Source organism: Micromonospora sp. LOL_013, from assembly GCF_048060315.1.
Classification (GTDB): Bacteria; Actinomycetota; Actinomycetes; order Mycobacteriales; family Micromonosporaceae; genus Micromonospora_E.
Genome location: NZ_JBHMIQ010000001.1, coordinates 280417 through 300400, shown reverse-complemented (window position 1 = coordinate 300400; position 19984 = coordinate 280417). Strand labels below are relative to the sequence as shown.

The following is a 19984-nucleotide window of genomic DNA, read 5'->3' as shown; positions in this document are numbered from 1 at the left end:
AGAAGATGGACTTCGTTGAACCCGCTACCACGTCTGGGCATTCGAGGTGATAATCATGAGTGAACTCACGACAGAGCTTCGACGGCTCCGACTGACCCGGCGCATGAACCAGACGCAGCTGGCAAAGGCGCTGCGGGTGTCGAAGTCCCCGATAGCCAGCTTCGAGACCGGTCGGCTGGTGCCGAAGGAGGACACCGCACAGGCGCTCGACGAGGTGCTGAACTCCGGCGACAAGATCCAGCAACTGGCCTGTGATAACGTGCGTCGATGAGCTCGACATCGGAGCGTGCAGCGTCTGGACTTGGTCACGTTGATCGCGTCGCCGACTACTACGACGACAACACGCGTCGGTTCCTTTTGGTTGCCGAGAGCCCAGGCAGTGACGCAATACACCGTGGGGTATGGACGCCGGATGTCACGAATGCAACTCAGGCTGTGGACACCGTAAACCGCCTAATGATCGAGCGCTTGCGCGGGCAGGCTCCTTCGGCGAACGCAAGGGTGCTTGACCTTGGCTGTGGCGTCGGTGGGACGATGGTGCGCTTGGCCCGCGAGGTGGACGGGATCATTTCTGGCGTGACCATCAGCCGAGTGCAGGCCGAGATCGCAGCGAAACGGTTCGCCCGCGAAGGACTGAGCGACCGCTGTCACGTATTCTGTGCCGATTTTGCCGAACTGCCCGCAGAACCACACTACGACGCCATGGTCGCCGTTGAGGCAGTCGTCCACTCGCCGTCGCTGGAGAGCCTACTCCCGTCCCTGGCTGAGCGGCTGCGCCCTGGAGGTCGCCTTATCTTGTGCGACGACTGGATGACCGACAAGGATCGTGGGCTCGCCGCTCGTGAACTCTGTCTCGACCAGTTCCGCGCCGGGTGGCGTATCGGAAGTTTGCATACTGTGGCGGAGTTGGTAGCCATGTCCGGACGCGCCGGCTTACACCTGGTCGAAGACCTAGATCTTACTGCATATTTGCGTCTCGGGCGGCCACGCGACCGCGTGGTCAAGATGGCTGTCGGCGCCACAGCCGCAGTTCCACGGCTTCGCAACCGTCTTGTTGAGATCCCCTTTTGGGCCAACATGATTGGCGGGTCGGCGCTGCAAGTTGGATTGTCGCGGCGTTGGCTGGAGTACCACTTCATCGTGCTTGAAAAGGCATGAGGCAGACCACATCTTCTTCTTCTCTCGACACCTTGGCCGCTACCTGCGCCTGACAACGGGATTGGGACGCGACTGGCGAGCCACCGCCGCATGACGACCTCCGACCTGCATCGCTTCGATATTGCGACGGTCGACCGACTGAATTCGCCGGCTCCGGAGCCGCCGCTCGATTCCCGTCCTGCGGTATCAGCAGGTCGTCGCCGGTGTCAGGTCGGCGCCGATGACGCCGCAACCCCGGCCGGCAACGGATAGACCCGCTCGGCCGGCAGCAGGGCAGCGGCACCCGCGTCGTCACCAGCGGGCTGGAGGACTACACCCGGCTCAAGCACGTCACGCACGCGATCGAGCACTGACCTGGCCCCGCCGGCGGCTGACCGCACCGCCGAGCACCACCAGCAGCAGCGCCACCGCGAACATCGCCGTGCCGATCACGTTGACCTGCGGCGGGATGCCACGCTGGGCGGCGCCCCAGACGTACATCGGGAAGGTCACCGTGGTGCCGGAGTTGAAGTCCGTCACGATGAAGTCGTCGAACGACAGCGAGAAGGCCAGCAGCGCGGCGGCCACGATGCCGGGCAGCACCAGCGGCAGGGTGACCAGGCGGAACGTCTGCCATTCGGAGGCGTACAGGTCCATCGCCGCCTCCTCCAGGCGGGTGTCCATGCCGGCCAGCCGCGCCTTCACGGTGACCACGACGAAACTCAGGCAGAACATCACGTGGGCGGTCACCACGGTCCAGAAGCCCAGCGGCACCGCCCCGGCCACGAACAGGGTCAGCAGCGACGAACCCATCACCAGCTCCGGCGTGGCCATCGGCAGGAAGATCAGCAGGTTGACTGCGGAGCGGCCGCGGAACCGGTGCCGGACCAGCGCGAACGCCATCAGCGTGCCGAGGACCGTCGCCCCGGCGGTGGCCAGGAACCCGATCTGCACGCTGCGCAGCACCGCGTCGCACATCTCGGCGCTGGCGCACGGCTGCCGCCAGTTGTCCAACGTGAACTCGTTGAAGTCGTAGGACAGCCGGCTGGACGGCCGGTTGAACGACAACCCGGCGACCACCGCGACCGGCAGCAGCAGGTAGCCGAGCACCAGCAGACCCACGCCGAACACCCAGCGGTCGACCAGCCACCGGGCCAGTCGGACGCCGGTCCCCGTCGTACCCGGGCCCGTCACAGCACCTCCTCGGTGCCGGTGCGCCGGACGTAGACCGACACGATGATCAGGATCGCCGCCATCAGCAGGAACGACAGCGCCGCCGCCTGCGGATAGTCCAGCCGCACCAGGAACGCCGAGTCGATCACGTTGCCGATCATGTACTCGTTGGGGGTGCCGAGCAGCCGGGCGTTGATGTAGTCACCGGAGGCCGGGATGAAGGTCAGCAGGGTACCGGCGACCAGGCCGGGCGCCGACAACGGCAGGGTCACCCGCCAGAAGGCCCGCGCCGGGCTCGCGTACAGGTCGCTGGCCGCCTCCAGCAGCCGGGAATCGAGCCGGTCCAGGCTCGCGTACAGCGGCAGCACCATGAACGGCAGGAAGTTGTACGTCAGCCCGAGCACCACCGCGACCGGGGTGAACAGCAGGCGGCCGTCCGGCGCGAGCAGGTGCAGATCCCGCAGTACGCCGACCAGCCAGCCGTTCTCCGACAGGATCGTCTTCCAGGCCAGGGTACGTACCAGGAAACTGGTGAACATCGGGGCGACGACGCAGATCAGCATCAGGTTCTTCCACCGGCCGGCCCGCCGGGCGATCGCGTACGCCAGTGGGTAGCCGAGCAGCACCGCGATCACGGTGGCGATGCCGGCGAAGAGGAAGCCGCGACCGAACTGCGTCCAGTACGCCGACAGCGCGTCCGGGTAGTTGCCGAACGACCAGGTCATCGCGTACCCGGTGGCCAGCGAACCGGTCGGGTCGTACAGGCTGGTCGCGGCGAGCTGCACCGCCGGCACCGCAAAGAACAGGGTCAGCCACGCCCCGCCCGGCAACAGCAGCAGGTACGGCAGCAGCCGGCTGCGCCGCCGGGCGGCCGGCACCGGGGCGGGGGGCTTTCCCGCTCCCCCGCCGACGTGGGCCAGGATGCTCATGACGCAGGTACGGCGTCGTCGAGCAGCGGGGCGGTCTGGCCGCCGGCGCCCGGCTCGCGGGCCAGCAGGAAGGCGTGCGCCGGCTGCCAGTAGGCGACCACGTCGGCACCGACCGGCAGCAGAGCTCCGTCCCCGCTGTTCGGGCTGAACACGCTCAGCTCGGTGCCCCAGCCGGTACGCACCTGGTACTGGGTGCTGACCCCGAGGTACGCCAGCTCGGTGACCACGCCGGTGACCGACTGCGCCCCGGCCGGTACGCCGTCGGCGTCCCGGGTCAGGGCGAGCTTTTCCGGGCGTACCCCCAGATGGACCGGACCGTCGACGGACCGGGACCGGGCCGCGGGCACGGTGAACCGCGAGCCGTACGCGGTGACCAGCACGTCGTCGCCGGATCGGCCGGTGGCCTCGCCGGCCAGCAGGTTCGACTGGCCGAGGAAGTTCGCCACGAACGCGGTCGCCGGGAACTCGTACATCTGCGCGGGTGGGCCGAGCTGCTCGATCCGGCCGGCGTTCATCACCGCGACCGTGTCGGCCATCGTCATGGCCTCCTCCTGGTCGTGGGTGACGTACACGAAGGTGATGCCGACCTCGGTCTGGATGCGTTTCAGCTCGGCCTGCATCTGTCGGCGCAGTTTGAGGTCGAGCGCGCCGAGCGGTTCGTCGAGCAGCAGCACCTGTGGGTGGTTGATCAACGCGCGGGCCAGGGCGACCCGCTGCTGCTGCCCGCCGGAGAGCTGCTTTGGGCGGCGCGGGCCGAAGCCGTCCAGCTGCACCAGGGCGAGCATCTGCTCGACCTGCGGGCGCACGTCGCGGATGCCACGCCGCCGAAGTCCGAACGCGACGTTGTCGGCCACACTGAGATGCGGAAACAGCGCATAGCTCTGGAAGACGGTGTTCACCGGCCGCCGGTACGGCCGCAGCCGGGTGATGTCCCGCCCGCCGAGCAGCAGCCGGCCGCTGGTGGGCTGTTCCAGCCCGGCGACCATCCGCAGCGTGGTGGTCTTGCCGCAACCGGAGGCGCCGAGCAGGGCGAAGAACGCCCCCTGCGGGATGGTCAGGTCGAGTCCGTCCACGGCGGTGAACGGGCCGAACTGCTTGGTCAGGTCGGTCAGCTGCAGGTCACCGGCGGGTGGGTCGGCTGGGCGTGGGCCGCCGCCGGTCGGGTCGGTTGCCATCGGTTGCCGCCTCAGGCCCCGATGACCTGCTGGAACTTCTGCTCGTACGTGCGTTCCTGCTCCTCGGTCAGCGCCATGAACACGGCCGACCGGGCGAGCAGCGCCTCGTCGGGGAAGATCAGCGGGTTGGCGGCCAGCTCCGGGTCGACGGCGGTCATCGCCTCCTGGGCACCGGCAACCGGACAGATGAAGTTGACGTACGCGGCGACCTCGGCGGCGACCGCCGGGTCGTAGTAGTGGTCCATCAGCTTCTCGGCGTTGGTCTTGTGGGTGGCCTGGTTCGGCACCTGCATGTTGTCGGAGAACAGGATCAGCCCGGACTCCGGTGCCTGGAAGACGATGTTCGGGTCCTCGGCGGCCAGCTGGATCACGTCGCCGGACCAGCCGATGCAGGCGGCGACGTCGCCCCGGGCCAGGTCGGCGGCGTAGTCGTTGCCGGTGAACCGGCGGATCTGCCCGTCGGCGACCGCTTGGTGCAGCTTCTCCAGAGCGTCGTCGAACTGGGCGTCGGTGAAGTCGGCCGGGTCGTGCCCGTTCGACTGCAGCAGCAGACCCATGGTGTCGCGCATCTCGGTCAACGCGGTTACCCGGCCCTTGAGGTCGGCCCGGGTGAGCAGCTCGTCGATGGTGCGGACCTCGCTGGTGACGGTGCCGTTGTAGGCGATGCCGGTCAGTCCGGACTGCCACGGTACGGCGTACGAGTCATCCGGGTCGAACGGGCGGGCCCTCAGCGACGGCAGCAGGTTGGCCGTGACGTTGGGCAGGTTCGCCTTGTCGAGGGACTGCACCCAGCCGAGCCGGATCATGCGGGCGGCCAGCCAGTCGGTGAGCACCATGATGTCGCGTCCGGTGGGCTGGCACGCCGACAGCTGGTTCTGCACCTTGCCGAAGAACTCGTTGTTGTCGTTGATGTCCTCGGAGTACGTGACCGTGATGCCGGAGGTCTGCTGGAACGCCTCCAGGGTGGGTCGGCGGCTCTCGTCGTCGGCGTCGACGTCGATGTACTGCGGCCAGTTCGAGAAGTTGATCACCTGTTCGCTGTCGGACAGGTCCTCGCTGACGCAGCTCTCCTCGGTCTGCTGGGCGGCCGGGGTGCCACATGCGGCGAACGCGCCGCCGGCGAGCAGCAGCCCACCGGAGGTGGCGGCGCCGCGTACCAGGGCTCGCCGGGTGAGGGTACGGCGCATGCCGAGGGCCGCGAGCAGTGCGGCGGCCGGCGCGGACGGTGGGGGGCGGAGGCGACTGCGCATGGACGGCTCCTGGAGTGGTGCCGGTCCGAAGGACCGGAAGGGTGCGGGCCGGGGGTACGGCCTGACGCGTCTCAGCACTGCCACCGACAAGACCGTGACGGGTACCGGTGCAACATATGTCGATTGTTCACCGGGGTCCACAGGGGTCACAACTTGTTGCTACTGTTCAGCTACCAATGGTAGCTGAACAGAAAGGCGCCAGCCGTGCTCAAGTATCTTCGCAGTGCCTTGGCGGGAACACTACTAGCGGTGGCTACCAGCCTCGCGCTGACGGCCACTCCGGCGCAAAGCGCCCCGCCCGACTACCACACCGTCATTTACTACTACTATTCGGACAGCAGCCACGCCACCGAGGTCGGCATCGGCTACCACTTCCGGTGCCCAGATGGCAACTACAAGTATCTGACGGGCGAATCCACCGCGTACTTCACCTCGATCACAGTCCCGTACTGCTTCTAGCCCGCCCAGGACGGCACGGTGCGGCCGCAAGCCGGCCGCACCGGCAGCCGATACCTGGGGTACGGGCCGGGCGAGAAGTACTACGTCTACCCGGCCGGTCAGCGTACCTTCGATTTCACCGGCAGCGAGGGCTCCGAGTCCCCACCGTTCATCGTGGTCTCCAAGGACAACCAGAAGCTGACCGTCTCCGGCGGGTTGACGTTCCACCTGGACACCTCGTGCGAAGACGAGGGCGGGATGCTGCGGGAGTTCCACGAGGAGATCGGGTTGAAGTTCCAGCCGATGGTCGACGGCGACGGACAGATCACTGATCGCTGGCTGGAGATGCTGCGGTTCTACATCGGCCACCCGTTGCAGCGGGCGATGACCACCGAGGCGCAGAAGTACTACTGGCTGGCGCTGTACAACGACCCGGCCACCCGGGCCGCGTTCGAGACCGCAATAACAAGATTCCGCCGCAATCCCCAAGTGGCGCAGGCACGCCGACAGACCGTCGAAGGAACCGTGCGACTGTTGTGTGGATTCAACCCACCAGATGTTGTCGTTTTCAGCCTAGCTCTCCTCAATCAGGTCGGCCGGCGTCACCGCATCGAGCTTCGATTTGATCACGCAGGTCCCGGCCGCACCAGCGCCTACATGGATTATCCGATGCGTAACACCGGTACACGGGAGTTGACTGGCCGCAAGAACGTCCCAGACCGACGGACCAAAGTTCGACAGTGGACCGACATTGGCGCGGATCGACCAAAGCGGAGATCCTGGTCTCGAGGCGTCTTGGAGTGACCCACCTCGTTACAGGGAACTCCGCTTTCCCATGTCCGACCGACACACCATTGACCGCCGCCGCAACGGCTTAACCGAGCGGCGTTGCAGCTAGACGGGGTCCATGCCGAGCGCCACCGCCGTCAGGTGCCGGCGCTGCGGTGGGTCGCCGCCGTCTTTCTGGAGCCGGTGCAGAACGCCGGCGGCTGTTTCCCGCCGCCGCCGGGTTACTTCGAGCGGGTACGTGAGATCTGCGACGCGTACGACGTGCTGCTCGTCTCCGACGAGGTGATCTGCTCGTGGGGCCGGCTCGGCGAGTACTTCGGCACCCAGCGGTACGGCTACCAGCCGGACATCATCACCGCTGCCAAGGCGCTGACCTCCGGCTACTCCCCGCTCGGCGCGATGGTCGCGTCGGACCGGCTGATCGAACCGTTCCTGCACGGCACCGAGTCGTTCGGTCACGGGATCACCTTCGGCGGACATCCGGTCTCCTGCGCGGTGGCGCTGGCCAACCTGGAGATCTTCGCCTGGGAGGAGCTGACCGGGCACGTACGGGCCAACGAAAGCGCTTTCCGGGGCACTCTGGAAAAGCTGTACGACCTGCCGATCGTCGGGGACATCCGGGGCGACGGGTACTTCTACGGCATGTTCCCGGTGCTCGGCGACGGGGTGGGCACCGTCAACCTGGCCGGCCGTACCCTCGCCGACCTGATCCTCGGTCGGCTCGGCGGGGTCGGGGGCGGATCGCCCGAGGTCAGGCCGGCGGGATCACCCGGAGGTGGCCACGGCGGCCGGTCGACGGGTTGATGTCGATGTCGACGGCCTCCGGGTCGCCCGGTCGCGGTGGCGGGGCCGGGCGGGCCGCCTCCCGGACCGCCTCGGCGAGCGCCACCAGATCGTCGGTGGTCGGTGGGGGCGGGTCGAACTCACCCTCGTGCCGGACGACCTGCCAGCCACGGGGCGCGGTCAGGCTACGGGCGTGCTGCTCGCAGAGGTCGTAGGTGTGCGGTTCGGCGAACGCGGCGAGCGGGCCGACCACCGCGGTCGACTCGTTGTAGACATAGGTCAACGTGGCGACGGCCTGGCGGGGGCAGCCGTTACGGGAGCAGCGCCGTGGTGACCTCACGGCGGCACGTTATCTCTAATACCGGCTCGACTACCAGTTTGCCGACGCGACACGCCGGGACTCCTGATCCGCACGCCCGGAAAGGGCCGATCCGGACTACGCTGGGCAGGTGACCGGAGGATCCCAGTGACCATCCCCGTGCCCGGCAGCGCGCAGACACCTCGCCGGGCGCGTCGGGATCGCCGGGACCGGCACGGGCGCGGGCTGCGCGGTCGGCTGGTGCCGGCGACGGTGCCGTTGGCCCGGACCAAGGCCGAGGTCTTCGACGAGCTGGTCCTGGACACGGTCGAGACGCTGGAGCGGCGCTTCGCGAAGGAGCTGGCCGGCGTCGAATTCGCCGTCGAGGACGTCCCACCTGATCTGAACGTGTACGACTCCGACGTGCTGGAGGACGGTGAGGTGCCGCTGGCCCGGCTGCTGCCCGGCCGGCCGGGGCGTCAGGAGATGCCGCCGCGGATCGTGCTCTACCGGCGTCCGCTGGAGTTCCGGGCGTTGAACCGGGAGGATCTCGCCGACCTGGTGCACGACGTGATCATCGAGCAGGTGGCGAATCTGCTCGGCGTCGACCCGGACGAGCTGGCCTGAGTTGGCGACTCGTCCGGGTCGACAGCGGCAGGTCAGGCGACCCTGCGCTTGAGCTTGCGTCGTTCCCGCTCGGACAGTCCGCCCCAGATGCCGAACCGCTCGTCGTGACCGAGTGCGTACTCCAGGCACTCGGACTTCACCTCGCAGCGAGAGCAGATCCGCTTGGCCTCGCGGGTGGATCCGCCCTTCTCCGGGAAGAACGCCTCCGGATCGGTCTGCGAGCACAGCGCCCGCTCCTGCCACTCCGGGGCGTTACCGAGCAGGTCCGCGACCTCCAGCCGACCATCCATACGCGTGCCTCCTTTCGCGCGCCGCCCCACCCGGCCGGCGCAACCCCCCACGCGGAAGGCGTGTCCATCTTGCCCGTACGATCCGGTTTTGATGCAGCCCGTCCGAGCGACCCCGTTGAAATTACACGCGTGTAATGCGTGCGTCGTCAAGACGAACCTGGTAAATGGGCTTGCTGTCGCGCACCGGTCACCCGCCCTCCCCGTTGTCATCCGGCCCGCAACCTGCCCTATCGATTCAGACCCCCACCGGGTAACGCGGGACCGGCGAGTCGCACCACCCTGCCCGGCCTGACCGGCGAATCCCAAGCGGCGACGACGCTGTCCGCAGACGACATCGAGCCGGTGCCGCTCACGCGGCACCGGCTCGATGTCCGGTCGGACGACCGGTCTACCTCACTTGCCCTACTTTCCTCCCCAGGGTCCGTCACGCCTACGGCCCGGAAGCCGATCGCGCCTAGTGCATCGATCTCGTCACACTGTCGTGCGGGAGTCCCGTCACCCTGCCTTGGGGATCAGCCGCCCAGCGGTGGCGTGCTGCGGCCAGACGAACTCGGTCACCGCCCCGCCGGTGATCGTCACCTGACCGGCGGGCACCTCGTCGAAGCGCCACACGGTGTAGGAACCCGCCGGCAGATCGGTGTAGACGGCGCTGAAAAAGACTCCGTCGCGTACCTGCCGCTCCCGGACCGCCGCATGGGTACGCGGGGCCGGATCCGGCTGGTCCGGACCGGCGGTCGGGCTGATCTCGATCTCCCGGCCGTGGAACTCCTGTCCGGTGTAGATGATCAGGGCACCCATATCGCCGCCGATGTCGAGGACGACGCCGCCGGTCTCCGACGGGGCCAGACTGTGCTCGTGCATGCTCCCCACCTTCTTTGGATCTGCCGGGGCCGGCCCGGACGGGACGGACGGGCCGGTCAGGACGGGTTGTTGAACCCGTCGTACGGCACGCCGAGGTACGGGAACTGGTTCAGGAACGGGGCGGTCACGTCGGCAGCGCTCAGCCCATGAGTCACCGCGCCGGCCGCGTCGTCCGGGGTGAAGTTGTTGTCAATCAGCGGGAACGTCAATCCGGCGATAGCCCGCAGCGAAATGGTGACCACGTCGTCGGTCGTCCGTCGGCCGTTCGGGAAGCCGGCCAGGTCGCCGCCGAGCAGACCGAACCGATTCGGCTGGTCCGCCGGGGGGATCGCGGTGTTCAGCCGCAGCATGTCCGCCTGCAGATCGCCGGTGTTGTTCTGGAACCCGTCGATCAGCCCGGCCGGAATCCCGGTCAGTAGGATCGCCACCAGATCGGCTCGGGCCACGCCGGACTCGTTGAGCTCGGCCAGGTTGGGGAAGACGTCCGGGTAGAGCACCGGCAGCAGCTGCGCCAGTTCGGGCTTCTCCACCAGGCCTGCGAAGCGCTTGTCCTCCGCCGGGGGCAAGGTGTTCCACAGGTCCTTCTGCGCCATCGGCACAATGACCTCGTTGAACAGCGGATTACCGAGTCGCGACACCTGAACCGTCGGTCCGACGTTGACGTCAGCAGCCTTGGCATTGCCCAGCATCCGTACCTGCTGACGCCCGGCCGAGGTCCAGACCCCGATCACCGAACGCTGGTCGTTCACGCCGTACTGGCCGCCGCCACTGACCAGGTCGGTGATCGGGACCTGCAGCGCGATGCTGGAGACGTTCAGCCGGTCGGTGGCGTTCACCGGCTCGTCCGCCACGTTGAAGATGTCCTTGCCGACCACGTGCAGCTGCTGGAAGGGCCGCAGGTTACCCAGGTCGAAGATGGCACCCAGGTCAACGAAGAACCCCTCGGCCCGCTGCCCGGCGAAGACCCGTTCACCGCTCTTGAGCTGGAACGTGGCGTCATTGGCCAGCCCCACGTAGTCGGGGGTGGACAGCGGACCGATGTTGCACGGCGGGCAGGGCACATTACGGGCCAGCAACTGCGCCTTGCCGTGCGCGTCCACCTTGGTAACACTGTAGAACTGGCGCCGGTTCCAGTTCTCGCTGTCCAGCGCCTCGATCGGTCCGGTGTTGTAGAGAAAAGTGTTCTCGTTGGTGATCTCCGTGTGGAACCGGAACTGGTAGGTGATGTCCGGATGACCGTCGCCGTTGTTGTCCACGTGGATCTCGTAGAGCACGTCATCGCCGAACTCGAAGAAGTTCGGCCCGCCCGACGGCACCTGTAAAGGCAGATAGTTGGCGATGAGAGTCACCGTGTCGGGGCGGTCCGGACTCACGAACGCGTAAAGGTCGGTGCTGTCGGCAACCGGGTCCTTGGATATCTCCGGCGCTTCACGGTGCGAAGACATGGCTAACCTACCTCACATAGCCTGGATGAATCGGTGATCGATGCGGTACGCGTCAGGTGAAACGTGCCCGTATGGCGTAATCAGCCCTGGCTGGCGGCGCGCTGCAACCGGGCGGCAAGACCCTTGTCCCGTACCTCGATCCGCGACGTGCCGACGAAGACGTCCAGCGTGCCGTTGGACGGATCCCGTAGATGGACGACGATCGCCTCGTCCTCCGAGGCAGCTCCGGAGAGCCGGCTGTCCACGGCCGACGACAGGCCGCTGACGCTGACTGCGGCCGCGCCGACACCCGCGCTCGCCGCCACGGTCAGCACCTGGCGGCGGGAGATCTTGAACTTCGGTCGGTTCCGCTGGCGAGTTCTCATGGACAACCCTTCTGGTGGGTCAGGGGGTGACCCACTGTCGCGATGGGACCAGAGCCGGCGCGGCCCATCCGTCACCCGCAGTCGCCGGCACCTATCCATACGGCCGACGACGCCGGTGGGTTCGATCATCCGCGAATCGACTTTTGTCGGGTACGCCACCGCAGTGCGCCGGCCGGCCGTCAGCGCTGGTACGCGGTGGACCGGCGGACCGCTGGACGGCCGGCGGCGGCCGCGATCGACTGCAGCTGCGCTTCGGTACGCGCCGAGCCGTTGGCCGACCCGGCCATCCGCGAGATCGTCTCCTCCATCAGCGTCCCGCCGAGATCGTTGCACCCGCCGCGCAGCATCGCGACGGTGCCCTCGTCGCCGAGCTTCACCCAGGAGCACTGGATGTTGTGTACCCGGCCGTGCAGCAACAGCCGGGCCATGGCGTGCACGGCTCGGTTCTCCCGCCATGTCGGCCCCGGCCGGGCCAGCCCGGCGAGGTAGATCGGCGCGTTAGTGTGCACAAATGGCAACGCGACGAACTCGGTGAAGCCGCCGGTGCGGTCCTGCACCCCGGCCAGCACCCGGAAATGCGCCAGCCACTGACCGGGATGGTCCACGTGCCCGTACATCATCGTCGAGCTGGACCGCAGCCCCAGCTCGTGCGCGGTGGTCACCACCTCGACCCAGGTGGCGGCCGGCAGTTTGCCCTTGGTCAGCACCCACCGCACGTCGTCGTCGAGGATCTCCGCCGCAGTTCCCGGGATGGTGTCCAGTCCCGCCTCGCGCAGCATCAGCAGCCAGTCCCGGACCGGCATGCCCGCCTTCGCGGCGGCGGTGACGATCTCCATCGGGGAGAAGGCGTGCACATGCAGCTGCGGCACCCGTCGTTTGACCGCCCGGACCAACTCGGCGTACGCGGTCACCGGCAGCTTGGGATCGATGCCGCCCTGCATGCAGACCTCGGAGGCACCGGCCCGCCACGCCTCCTCGGCCCGGTCCGCCACCTGCTCGGCGGAGAGCCGGAACGCGTCGGCGTCCCGTTCCCGCTGGGCGAACGCGCAGAATCGGCAGCCGACGTAGCAGACGTTGGAGAAGTTGATGTTGCGGTTGACCACGTAGGTGACGTCGTCGCCGACGGTGTCCCGGCGTACCTCGTCGGCGATCCGGCAGACCTGGTCCAGCGCCGCGCCATCGGCGTTGAACAGGGCGAGCGCCGCGTCGGTGTGCCGTGGTTGCAGCAGCGCCGCCGGATCGTCGGCGGCCAGCCGCAGCCCGGCCCGCAGATTCGCGTCGCCAGCGCCGTCGCCGTTGGTGCCGGCACCGGTCGGTACGCTGATCCGGCCGGCGACCTCGGCCCAGTCGCCGTACACCCGGTCGAAGTCGCCCCGCCGGTTCCCGGTCCGCCCAGTGGTATCGATCGTGGTGTGCAGATCGGTCCGGCCGACCGGGGCGAACAGCTCCTCCGGCTCCTGCCAGGGGCGGCCGACCGGCATCGCCGACTCGTCGGCCAGACCGGTGCCCGGCTCGGCGAGCGCCGACACGTGCGCGGCCAGCCGCGGGTCCAGCCACGCCTCGCCGCGCCGCACATACTCGGGGTAGACGGTCAGCCGTTCCCGCAGGGTGAACCCGGCGGCGGCAGTACGCCGGGTCAGCTCGTCGATCTGCGGCCAGGGCCGCTCCGGGTTGACGTGGTCCGGAGTCACCGGCGACACCCCGCCCCAGTCGTCGATGCCGGCCCGCAGCAGCAGCGCGTACTCCCCCTCGACCAGGTTCGGCGGGGCCTGGATGCGGGCACCAGGCCCGAGCAGGAGGCGGCCGACGGCCACCGTCGCGGCCAGGTCACGCAGTTCGGCGTCCGGCATGCCACGCATCGCCGTGTCCGGCTTGGCACGGAAGTTCTGCAGGATCACCTCCTGGATGTGACCGTACTCGCGGGCCGCCGACCGGATCGCGAACAGCGACTCGACCCGTTCCCGGGGAGTTTCGCCGATGCCGATCAGCAGGCCGGTGGTGTACGGCACGCCGACCCGACCGGCGTCGGCGATCGCCCGCAGCCGCACCGCCGGTTCCTTGTCCGGCGAGCCGTGGTGCGGGCCGCCCGGCTCGGACCACAGCCGGGTCGCGATGGTCTCCAGCATCATCCCCATGCTGGGCGCCACCGGCTTGAGCCGTTGCAGCTCGGCCCAGCTCAGCACCCCCGGGTTGAGGTGCGGCAGCAGACCGGTCTCCTCCAGTACGGCGATCGCGCAGGCCCGCAGATAGTCGACGGTGGAGTCGTAGCCCCGCTCGTCCAGCCACCGCCGGGCCGCCGGCCAGCGGTCCTCGGGCCGGTCGCCGAGGGTGAACAACGCCTCCTTGCAGCCCTGCGCGGCACCGGCTCGGGCGATCGCCAGCACCTCGTCGCGGTCCAGGTACGCGGCGGGCAGCCGGCCGGGCACGGTGGCGAAGGTGCAGTAGTGGCAGCGGTCCCGGCAGAGCCGGGTCAACGGGACGAAGACCTTCCGCGAGTACGTGATCACGCCCGGCCGGCCGGCGTCCCGTAGCCCCGCGTCGCGCAGCGAACCGGCGAGGTCGAGCAGTTCGTCGAACTCGTCTTCGGTGGCGGCCAGCAGCGCGACCGCCTCGTCCAAGTCGAGACTGCGGCCGGTCGCGGCACGACGCAGCGCCCGCCGGACACTTGCGGTGGTGGGCTGTCCCGCCGGGGCGGCCCCGGTCACCCGGGCGACGACGGATTCGGTGTGCTCGGCCACCAGTGCAGACTAGGCCCTCGGGCTTGCGCCGGCCGGTGGCGCTCGCCACAGCGGTCACCGGCGACCGGAGCTGAGCCGCCGACGACCGGAGCCACTTAGGAGATTCGCTGGGTCGGCCCGTCCGGTCCCGGCTCCTGCGGAGCGGGCTCGTTCCCAGCCGGCCCTGGCTTGTCCCCGGGCGGAGCCGGCGGCCCGGAAGACGGCGCCGTCGGCACAGGCGGCGCGTACATCGGATGCGGGCCGCTCTGCGGTGGTGGCGGTGGCGGGTACGCCGGTCCGGGCTGGTGGTACGGGTGGTACGGGCCCGGCTGGCCGTACTGACCCGGCTGGCCGTATTGACCCGGCTGGCCGTAGCCGGGCGGCGGTGGGCCGTACGGACCGGGCTGGCCGTACTGCCCTGCTGGGCCGTAGCTGGGCGGTGGGCCGTAGCCGTCCGGTGCCGGCGGCTTCGGTGGCACCACCTGGTAGCGCCCCTGCCAGATCCGCCACAGCGCGTACCCGGCGACGCCGAGCACCGCCAGCCACGCCGCCCGGGTCAGCAGCGCCTGAAAGCCGCCGCGGATGGTGTCGTCGACCAGCACGACGAAGCCGACCAGCAGCCCGAACAGACCACCGAACACCGCAGCGACCGCGTACTCGACGAGGGCGACCAGGGTCATCAGCCGAGCCCGGCCCAGCTCCGGGGTGAGGTGCGTGGCGAGCAGCACCGCCAGCAATGGGAAGCTGACCGTGGCCAGGTTGACGAAGCTGCCGAAACTGTCCGCCGAGCGGCGGGCGAACCCCGGCCCGAAGCCGAGCCGGTACGGCACGAGCAGGTCCAGCAACGCGGTGAACAGGAACACTGCGGTGGCACCGAGCAGGACGGCGGCGGCGAGCTCCCGCAGCGGCATGGTGAGATCTCTGGCTGGCGGCCGGTCGCCGGGCCCAGCCTCTGGTTGGGTGGTCACGCGTTTCTCCCGGTGCTCGCAGGTGGCGGCGGTCGATGCCGGTGAGCGTAGTGCTCCGCCGATGGACGAGGATGGACGGCATGCGGATCGTGGTACTGACCGGCGGGATCGGCGGCGCGAAGTTCCTGGTCGGCGCGCGAGAGTACGCCCGACGCACCGAAGCCGAGCTGACTGCCGTGGTCAACGTCGGTGACGACGTGATCCTGCACGGGTTGCGGATCAGCCCGGACCTGGACAGCGTGATGTACACACTCGGCGGCGGCGCGGATCCGGAGCGTGGCTGGGGCCGGGTCGGCGAGACCTGGGCGGTGAAGAACGAGCTGGCCGCGTACCAGGCGGAACCCACCTGGTTCGGGCTCGGTGACCGGGACGTCGCCACCCATCTGGTCCGCACCACCATGCTCAACGCCGGCTATCCGCTGTCGGCGGTCACCGAGGCGCTCTGCGCCCGCTGGCGGCCGGGGGTGCGGCTGCTGCCGGCCACCGACGACCGGCTGGAGACCCACGTCGTCGTCTCGGACCCGGAGTCGGGGCCGGGCTCGGAGTCGGGGCCGGGGCCCGATGCCGGCGGCGAGCGGGCCATCCATTTCCAGGAATGGTGGGTACGCCATCGGGGCGCGCTGCCCACCCACCGGTTCGTCTTCGTCGGCGCGGCACAGGCCAAGCCGGCTGCCGGCGTACTGGACGCACTGGCCGCCGCCGACGTCGTGCTGATCGCACCGAGCAACCCGGTGGTGAGCATCGCACCGGTACTCGCCGTACCCGGGATCCGCGAGGCACTCGCCGGCAACCCGGCCCCGGTGGTCGGGGTGTCGCCGATCATCGGCGACGCACCGGTACGCGGCATGGCCGACCGGTGTCTCGCGGTGCTGGGCGAACCGTGCACGGCGGCGGGTGTGGCGGCGCTCTACGGTGCCCGGCGCGCCGGTGGGCTGTTGGACGGCTGGCTGGTCGACCCGGTGGACGAGGCCACCCGGGTGGACGGGATCGAGGTGCGGGCCGTACCGCTGTGGATGTCCGACGAGGCGGCGACGGCCGCGATGGTCGGCGCCGCGATCGAACTGGCCGGTCGGCCGACCGGGGTGACCGGATGAGGCTGGAGATCCTGCCGGTCACCGGGATCGGCGAGGTGCTCCCCGGTGACGACCTGGCGGCGCTGATCGGGGACGCCGCGCCGTGGCTGCGCGACGGCGACGTCCTCGTGGTGACCAGCAAGATTGTCTCCAAGGCCGAGGGCCGGCTGGCGGACCTGCCGGCCGACGATCCGGACCGCAGCCGGGTCCGCGACGAGGTACTGGCCGCCGAGACCGTCGAGGTGGTGGCGCGGCGTGGGGCGACCCGAATCGTCCGCACCCGGCACGGGTTCGTGATGGCGGCCGCCGGGATCGACAACTCGAACGTGGCTCCCACCCAGCTGGTGCTGTTACCGGTCGACCCGGACCGGTCGGCCCGACAACTGCGGGCCGGGTTGCACGCCCGGCTGGGGCTCGATCTGGCGGTCGTCGTGTCGGACACCATGGGACGGCCGTGGCGCAACGGCCTGACCGACGTCGCGCTCGGGGCCGCCGGCATCGACCCGGTGCGCGACTACTGCGGCCAGACCGACCGGTACGGCAACGAGCTACGGCTGACCCAGATGGCGGTGGTCGACGAGATGGCCGCTGCCGGGGACCTGGTGAAGGGCAAGTCGGAGCAGGTGCCGGTGGCGGTGGTCCGCGGCTATCCGTGGCGGCCGGCCCCGCCGGCGGGGCCGGCCGGTCCCGACGGGCCGGGCGTGCGCCCACTGATCCGCGAACCAGGTCAGGACCTGTTCACGCTGGGTACGGCGGAGGCCCGGCGGGCCGGGCTGCTCGCGGCGGCGACCCTGCCACCGGCCGGGCCGGTAGCGGCCCCGGCCGGACCGGCGGGTGCTCCGGCCGTCGGAGTCGACGATCGCCGTCCGGTCGACGGCGAGACCGTGGCCCGAGCGGTCCGGCTGGTGTCCGAGGTGGTGGCACCCGGCACCCGCTTCGAACTGGCCGACGCCGACGATCAGCGGACCGCGACCGACGGTCTGCCGGCCGACGCAGCGTACCCGGTGTTGCTGCGCTGCCGGCCGCCCGGCGATACGCCGCCGGACCTGGTGCGCTTCGGCGCCGACCTGCACCGGCTACGGGCGGCGCTGGCGGCCGACGGGGTCGCCAGCGCCGAGCTAGGGACCGTCGCCGGCCCCGACGGTACCGTCGTCGCACTCGGGCTCGTCGCGCCGCCGTGACGGACCCGGTGGCCTACACGTAGCCGTCCTCGCCGCGCTCCTTGAGCGCGTCCACCAGCCGCTTGACGTCCTGCGCCCGATCGCGCGGGCAGACCATTACCGCGTCCGGGGTGTCCACCACGATCAGGTCCCGTACGCCGAGCGCCGCGACCAGCCGGTTGGAGTGCGGCACCACCACCAGGCCGCTGCTGTCCCGCAGCAGCACCCCCGGCTTCTCCTCGGCCGCCGAGGCGCCGAGGACGACGTTGCCGTCCGGATCGGCGGGCAGCACGTCGCCGAGGGTGTGGAAGTCCCCGACGTCGTTCCAGCCGAAGTCGCCGGGGACGGTGCCGACCCGCCCGGCGGCGGCCGCGCCCTCCATCACCGCGTAGTCGACGGAGATGCGGGGCAGTGTCGGCCAGATCTCGCCGAGCACCTCGTCCCGGTCGGGGCTGTCCCACCTGGCCGCGATCCGGGTCAGGCCGGAGTGCAGCTCGGGCTGTTGGCGGGCCAACTCGGTGAGGAACGCGTCGACCCGCCAGACGAACATGCTGGCGTTCCAGAGATGCCGGCCGGAGCGCAGGTACTTCTCGGCAACCGCCAGCCCTGGCTTCTCGGTGAACTGCTCGACCCGGCGGACCGGCCCGGAACCGATGGTGTCGCCGCAGGCCAGGTAGCCGTAGCCGGTCTCCGGCCGGGTGGGGGTGACACCGACGGTCATCAGCAGGCCGGTACGGGCTCCGTCCACCGCCTGACGAATCGTCTCCACGAACCGGTCGGTGTCGCCGATCAGATGGTCGGCCGCGAACGAACCCATCACGCCCTGGGGTTCACGCCGGGCGACGACCGCGGCGGCGAGGGCGATCGCCGCGCAGGAGTCCCGGGGCGACGGCTCGACGAGCACGTTCTCCTCCGGCACCGTCGCCAACTGCCGGGCGACCGCTGCGGCGTGCGCCGCACCGGTCACCACCAGTATCCGTTCCGGATCGGTCAGCGGCGCCAGCCGTGCGACGGTCGCCTGCAGCAGTGAGGCGGTGGTGCCGGTGAGGGGGTGCAGGAATTTAGGGTTACCGGCGCGGGACAGCGGCCACAGTCGGGTGCCGCTGCCACCCGCCGGAATAACGGCGAAGAGCATCAGCACATCATGCCCGGCACGGGCACGCCACCCGACGAGATGGCGGAAACCTACCCGTACCGGTAGGTAGTGGTCGGGTCACCAGGCGACCCGGTTCATGCTGGCGGCCCGGCTCCACGCCGCCACGTGCACCTCGGCGCTGGATGCCCAGGTGAACTCCTTGGCCCGGTCCACCCCGGCCTTGGCCAACGCGTGCCGGCGGGACTCGTCGTCGAGCAACGCCACCAGGTCGGCGGCGATCCGGTCCGGATCCTCGCTGGTGTAGGCGACCGCGTCACCGCCGACCTCGGGCAGCGACAGCCGGGGCGTGGTCAGCACCGGAGTACCGCAGGCCATCGCCTCCAGGATCGGCAGGCCGAAGCCCTCCCCGTAGGACGGGTAGGCGGCGACGAGGGCACCGCCGAGGAAACCGGGCAGGTCGGCGTAGCGCAGGTAGCCGGGACGCAGCAGCCGCAGGTGGGCGGGGACGTCGGTGACGGCACGGTCGATCTCGTCGTCGTGGCCCTGCCCGCCGGCGACCACGAGCGCGGGCGGCTCGGGCCGGTCCTGCACCGCGCGAACCCAACCCCGGATCAGGTTGGGCACGTTCTTACGCGGCTCCTTGGCACCGAGGAACGCGATGTAGTCGGTGCCGGTCAGTCCGAGCCGGGCCCGCACCCGAGCCTTCTCTTCGTCACTGGGCACGTGGAAGGCGCGGCAGTCGACGCCGTGGTACGCCACGTCGATCCGGGCCTGGTCGGCGTTGAGTAGCCGGATCAGCTCGTCACGGCTGGCCTTGCTGGGCACGATCACCCGACTGGCCCGGCGCAGCGAGGTCCTGATCGCGCTACGGAAGAAGGTTCGCCGCGACTTGTCGTAGTGCTCCGGTTCAGTGAAGAACGTCGCATCGTGCACGGTTACCGTTATCGGACATCCAGCCCGCATCGGACAGGTGTAGTACGGCGAGTGCAGCACGTCAGCACCGGTCTGCTGGGCGAGCAGCGGCAACCCGGTCTGCTCCCAGGCCAGCCGGGCCGGGCGATGCGCGACGGCGGCCGGCGCAGCGATCACGTCGGCGGCCGGCAACATCCGGGTGTACCGCTCGACATCTGTACGCAGCGCTACGACGGAGAGCTCGACGCCGCTGCCGATGAGCGCACCGAGGGCCCCCAGCAGGCCGTCAACGTATCGACCGACGCCACCGCGGTCGGTGGGCACGCTCGTGGCGTCGATGAGTACGCGGGGCGGTCGACCGGCGGTCACTGGGCAACTCCTCTAAGGGGGTGGTGGAGGGTTGTGAAGAACGACACGTGTGCCAAGACTACGCCGCCCGACGCCGTCCGCCGTGTCGACGACGCGACCGAAAACGCGGCGCGGCGAACCGCGCCGCCA

Annotated in this window: 20 protein-coding genes and 1 pseudogene; 8 read left to right on the top strand and 13 right to left on the bottom strand. The window is 69.7% G+C overall.

The window, feature by feature from the left end:
- The first annotated feature begins 55 nt into the window (after nucleotides 1-55).
- Complete coding sequence (locus ACFHWS_RS01465; protein WP_416567459.1) at nucleotides 56-271, top strand: helix-turn-helix domain-containing protein; 216 nt, start codon at nucleotides 56-58, stop codon at nucleotides 269-271.
- Nucleotides 268-1158: an SAM-dependent methyltransferase gene (locus tag ACFHWS_RS01460; RefSeq protein WP_416556069.1), complete on the top strand. Its 891-nt coding sequence runs from the start codon at nucleotides 268-270 to the stop codon at nucleotides 1156-1158. The genes ACFHWS_RS01465 and ACFHWS_RS01460 overlap by 4 nt, the downstream gene beginning before the upstream one ends.
- A gap of 330 nt (nucleotides 1159-1488) precedes the next feature.
- Here the strand turns inward: ACFHWS_RS01460 and ACFHWS_RS01455 are convergent, their stop codons facing one another.
- The 4 genes from ACFHWS_RS01455 to ACFHWS_RS01440 are packed head-to-tail and all read right to left on the bottom strand — an operon-like array spanning nucleotide 1489 to nucleotide 5664.
- Nucleotides 1489-2331 (bottom strand): ABC transporter permease, encoded by an 843-nt coding sequence (locus tag ACFHWS_RS01455; protein ID WP_416556068.1) that lies wholly within the window; start codon nucleotides 2329-2331, stop codon nucleotides 1489-1491.
- Nucleotides 2328-3239, bottom strand: a complete 912-nt coding sequence (locus tag ACFHWS_RS01450) for an ABC transporter permease (protein WP_416556067.1) — start codon at nucleotides 3237-3239, stop codon at nucleotides 2328-2330. The genes ACFHWS_RS01455 and ACFHWS_RS01450 overlap by 4 nt, the downstream gene beginning before the upstream one ends.
- Nucleotides 3236-4414 carry an ABC transporter ATP-binding protein gene (locus ACFHWS_RS01445; RefSeq protein WP_416567458.1) on the bottom strand — a complete coding sequence of 393 codons (1179 nt, stop codon included), beginning with the start codon at nucleotides 4412-4414 and terminating at the stop codon, nucleotides 3236-3238. The genes ACFHWS_RS01450 and ACFHWS_RS01445 overlap by 4 nt, the downstream gene beginning before the upstream one ends.
- 11 nt (nucleotides 4415-4425) lie before the next feature.
- Nucleotides 4426-5664, bottom strand: coding sequence for an ABC transporter substrate-binding protein (locus ACFHWS_RS01440; RefSeq protein ID WP_416567457.1), 1239 nt, complete (start codon nucleotides 5662-5664; stop codon nucleotides 4426-4428).
- A gap of 249 nt (nucleotides 5665-5913) precedes the next feature.
- Here ACFHWS_RS01440 and ACFHWS_RS01435 point away from each other — a divergent pair, with 249 nt between their 5' ends.
- The 3 genes and pseudogenes from ACFHWS_RS01435 to ACFHWS_RS01425 all read left to right on the top strand — a co-directional run.
- On the top strand, nucleotides 5914-6123 hold the full coding sequence (locus ACFHWS_RS01435; RefSeq protein WP_416556064.1) for a hypothetical protein: 210 nt from the start codon (nucleotides 5914-5916) through the stop codon (nucleotides 6121-6123).
- An 18-nt stretch (nucleotides 6124-6141) separates the two neighbouring features.
- Entirely contained in the window at nucleotides 6142-6906 is a 765-nt protein-coding gene (locus ACFHWS_RS01430) for a hypothetical protein (RefSeq protein WP_416556062.1), read from the top strand.
- 144 nt (nucleotides 6907-7050) lie between these two features.
- A pseudogene (locus tag ACFHWS_RS01425) lies at nucleotides 7051-7536 on the top strand (aminotransferase class III-fold pyridoxal phosphate-dependent enzyme); the annotation flags it as partial.
- Nucleotides 7537-7642: 106 nt separating this feature from the next.
- Here the strand turns inward: ACFHWS_RS01425 and ACFHWS_RS01420 are convergent.
- Entirely contained in the window at nucleotides 7643-8014 is a 372-nt protein-coding gene (locus ACFHWS_RS01420; protein ID WP_416556061.1) for a DUF3499 domain-containing protein, read from the bottom strand.
- 219 nt (nucleotides 8015-8233) lie between these two features.
- Between ACFHWS_RS01420 and ACFHWS_RS01415 the strand changes: the two genes are divergently transcribed.
- A complete protein-coding gene (locus ACFHWS_RS01415; protein WP_233606708.1) occupies nucleotides 8234-8599 on the top strand; it encodes a metallopeptidase family protein in 366 nt (121 codons plus the stop codon).
- Between the two features lie 32 nt (nucleotides 8600-8631).
- Here ACFHWS_RS01415 and ACFHWS_RS01410 read toward each other — a convergent pair whose 3' ends face one another.
- The 6 genes from ACFHWS_RS01410 to ACFHWS_RS01385 form a co-directional block, all read right to left on the bottom strand.
- On the bottom strand, nucleotides 8632-8889 hold the full coding sequence (locus ACFHWS_RS01410; protein WP_123605977.1) for a WhiB family transcriptional regulator: 258 nt from the start codon (nucleotides 8887-8889) through the stop codon (nucleotides 8632-8634).
- Between the two features lie 495 nt (nucleotides 8890-9384).
- A complete protein-coding gene (locus tag ACFHWS_RS01405; protein WP_416556060.1) occupies nucleotides 9385-9750 on the bottom strand; it encodes a phospholipase in 366 nt (121 codons plus the stop codon).
- A gap of 56 nt (nucleotides 9751-9806) precedes the next feature.
- Nucleotides 9807-11195, bottom strand: coding sequence for a DUF4331 domain-containing protein (locus ACFHWS_RS01400; protein WP_416556058.1), 1389 nt, complete (start codon nucleotides 11193-11195; stop codon nucleotides 9807-9809).
- Between the two features lie 80 nt (nucleotides 11196-11275).
- Entirely contained in the window at nucleotides 11276-11560 is a 285-nt protein-coding gene (locus tag ACFHWS_RS01395) for a hypothetical protein (protein ID WP_416556056.1), read from the bottom strand.
- Nucleotides 11561-11739: 179 nt separating this feature from the next.
- Complete coding sequence (locus ACFHWS_RS01390; RefSeq protein ID WP_416567503.1) at nucleotides 11740-14265, bottom strand: bifunctional FO biosynthesis protein CofGH; 2526 nt, start codon at nucleotides 14263-14265, stop codon at nucleotides 11740-11742.
- 128 nt (nucleotides 14266-14393) lie between these two features.
- Nucleotides 14394-15245, bottom strand: coding sequence for a hypothetical protein (locus ACFHWS_RS01385; protein WP_416567456.1), 852 nt, complete (start codon nucleotides 15243-15245; stop codon nucleotides 14394-14396).
- Nucleotides 15246-15325: 80 nt separating this feature from the next.
- Here ACFHWS_RS01385 and cofD point away from each other — a divergent pair, with 80 nt between their 5' ends.
- Both cofD and ACFHWS_RS01375 read left to right on the top strand, forming a co-directional pair.
- On the top strand, nucleotides 15326-16339 hold the full coding sequence (cofD, locus tag ACFHWS_RS01380; protein ID WP_416556052.1) for a 2-phospho-L-lactate transferase: 1014 nt from the start codon (nucleotides 15326-15328) through the stop codon (nucleotides 16337-16339).
- Entirely contained in the window at nucleotides 16336-17499 is a 1164-nt protein-coding gene (locus ACFHWS_RS01375) for a coenzyme F420-0:L-glutamate ligase (RefSeq protein ID WP_416556051.1), read from the top strand. The genes cofD and ACFHWS_RS01375 overlap by 4 nt, the downstream gene beginning before the upstream one ends.
- Before the next feature lie 13 nt (nucleotides 17500-17512).
- On the opposite strand, the gene ACFHWS_RS01370 is transcribed toward ACFHWS_RS01375, so the two are convergent.
- Together ACFHWS_RS01370 and ACFHWS_RS01365 are read right to left on the bottom strand one after the other, a co-directional pair.
- The gene (locus tag ACFHWS_RS01370) at nucleotides 17513-18613 is read right to left on the bottom strand and encodes a mannose-1-phosphate guanylyltransferase (RefSeq protein WP_416567455.1); all 1101 of its coding nucleotides are present in this window, start codon (nucleotides 18611-18613) and stop codon (nucleotides 17513-17515) included.
- A 78-nt stretch (nucleotides 18614-18691) separates the two neighbouring features.
- Entirely contained in the window at nucleotides 18692-19855 is a 1164-nt protein-coding gene (locus ACFHWS_RS01365; protein WP_416556047.1) for a glycosyltransferase family 4 protein, read from the bottom strand.
- Nucleotides 19856-19984 lie beyond the last annotated feature (129 nt).

What these genes read in the sequence shown, in the direction of transcription:
- ACFHWS_RS01465 (WP_416567459.1), top strand. Translation starts at nt 56, where the DNA reads ATGAGTGAACTCACGACAGAGCTTCGACGGCTCCGACTGACCCGGCGC.
- ACFHWS_RS01460 (WP_416556069.1), top strand. Translation starts at nt 268, where the DNA reads ATGAGCTCGACATCGGAGCGTGCAGCGTCTGGACTTGGTCACGTTGAT.
- ACFHWS_RS01450 (WP_416556067.1), bottom strand. Translation starts at nt 3,239, where the DNA reads ATGAGCATCCTGGCCCACGTCGGCGGGGGAGCGGGAAAGCCCCCCGCC.
- ACFHWS_RS01445 (WP_416567458.1), bottom strand. Translation starts at nt 4,414, where the DNA reads ATGGCAACCGACCCGACCGGCGGCGGCCCACGCCCAGCCGACCCACCC.
- ACFHWS_RS01440 (WP_416567457.1), bottom strand. Translation starts at nt 5,664, where the DNA reads ATGCGCAGTCGCCTCCGCCCCCCACCGTCCGCGCCGGCCGCCGCACTG.
- ACFHWS_RS01410 (WP_123605977.1), bottom strand. Translation starts at nt 8,889, where the DNA reads ATGGATGGTCGGCTGGAGGTCGCGGACCTGCTCGGTAACGCCCCGGAG.
- ACFHWS_RS01405 (WP_416556060.1), bottom strand. Translation starts at nt 9,750, where the DNA reads ATGCACGAGCACAGTCTGGCCCCGTCGGAGACCGGCGGCGTCGTCCTC.
- ACFHWS_RS01400 (WP_416556058.1), bottom strand. Translation starts at nt 11,195, where the DNA reads ATGTCTTCGCACCGTGAAGCGCCGGAGATATCCAAGGACCCGGTTGCC.
- ACFHWS_RS01395 (WP_416556056.1), bottom strand. Translation starts at nt 11,560, where the DNA reads ATGAGAACTCGCCAGCGGAACCGACCGAAGTTCAAGATCTCCCGCCGC.
- cofD (WP_416556052.1), top strand. Translation starts at nt 15,326, where the DNA reads ATGCGGATCGTGGTACTGACCGGCGGGATCGGCGGCGCGAAGTTCCTG.
- ACFHWS_RS01375 (WP_416556051.1), top strand. Translation starts at nt 16,336, where the DNA reads ATGAGGCTGGAGATCCTGCCGGTCACCGGGATCGGCGAGGTGCTCCCC.
- ACFHWS_RS01370 (WP_416567455.1), bottom strand. Translation starts at nt 18,613, where the DNA reads ATGCTCTTCGCCGTTATTCCGGCGGGTGGCAGCGGCACCCGACTGTGG.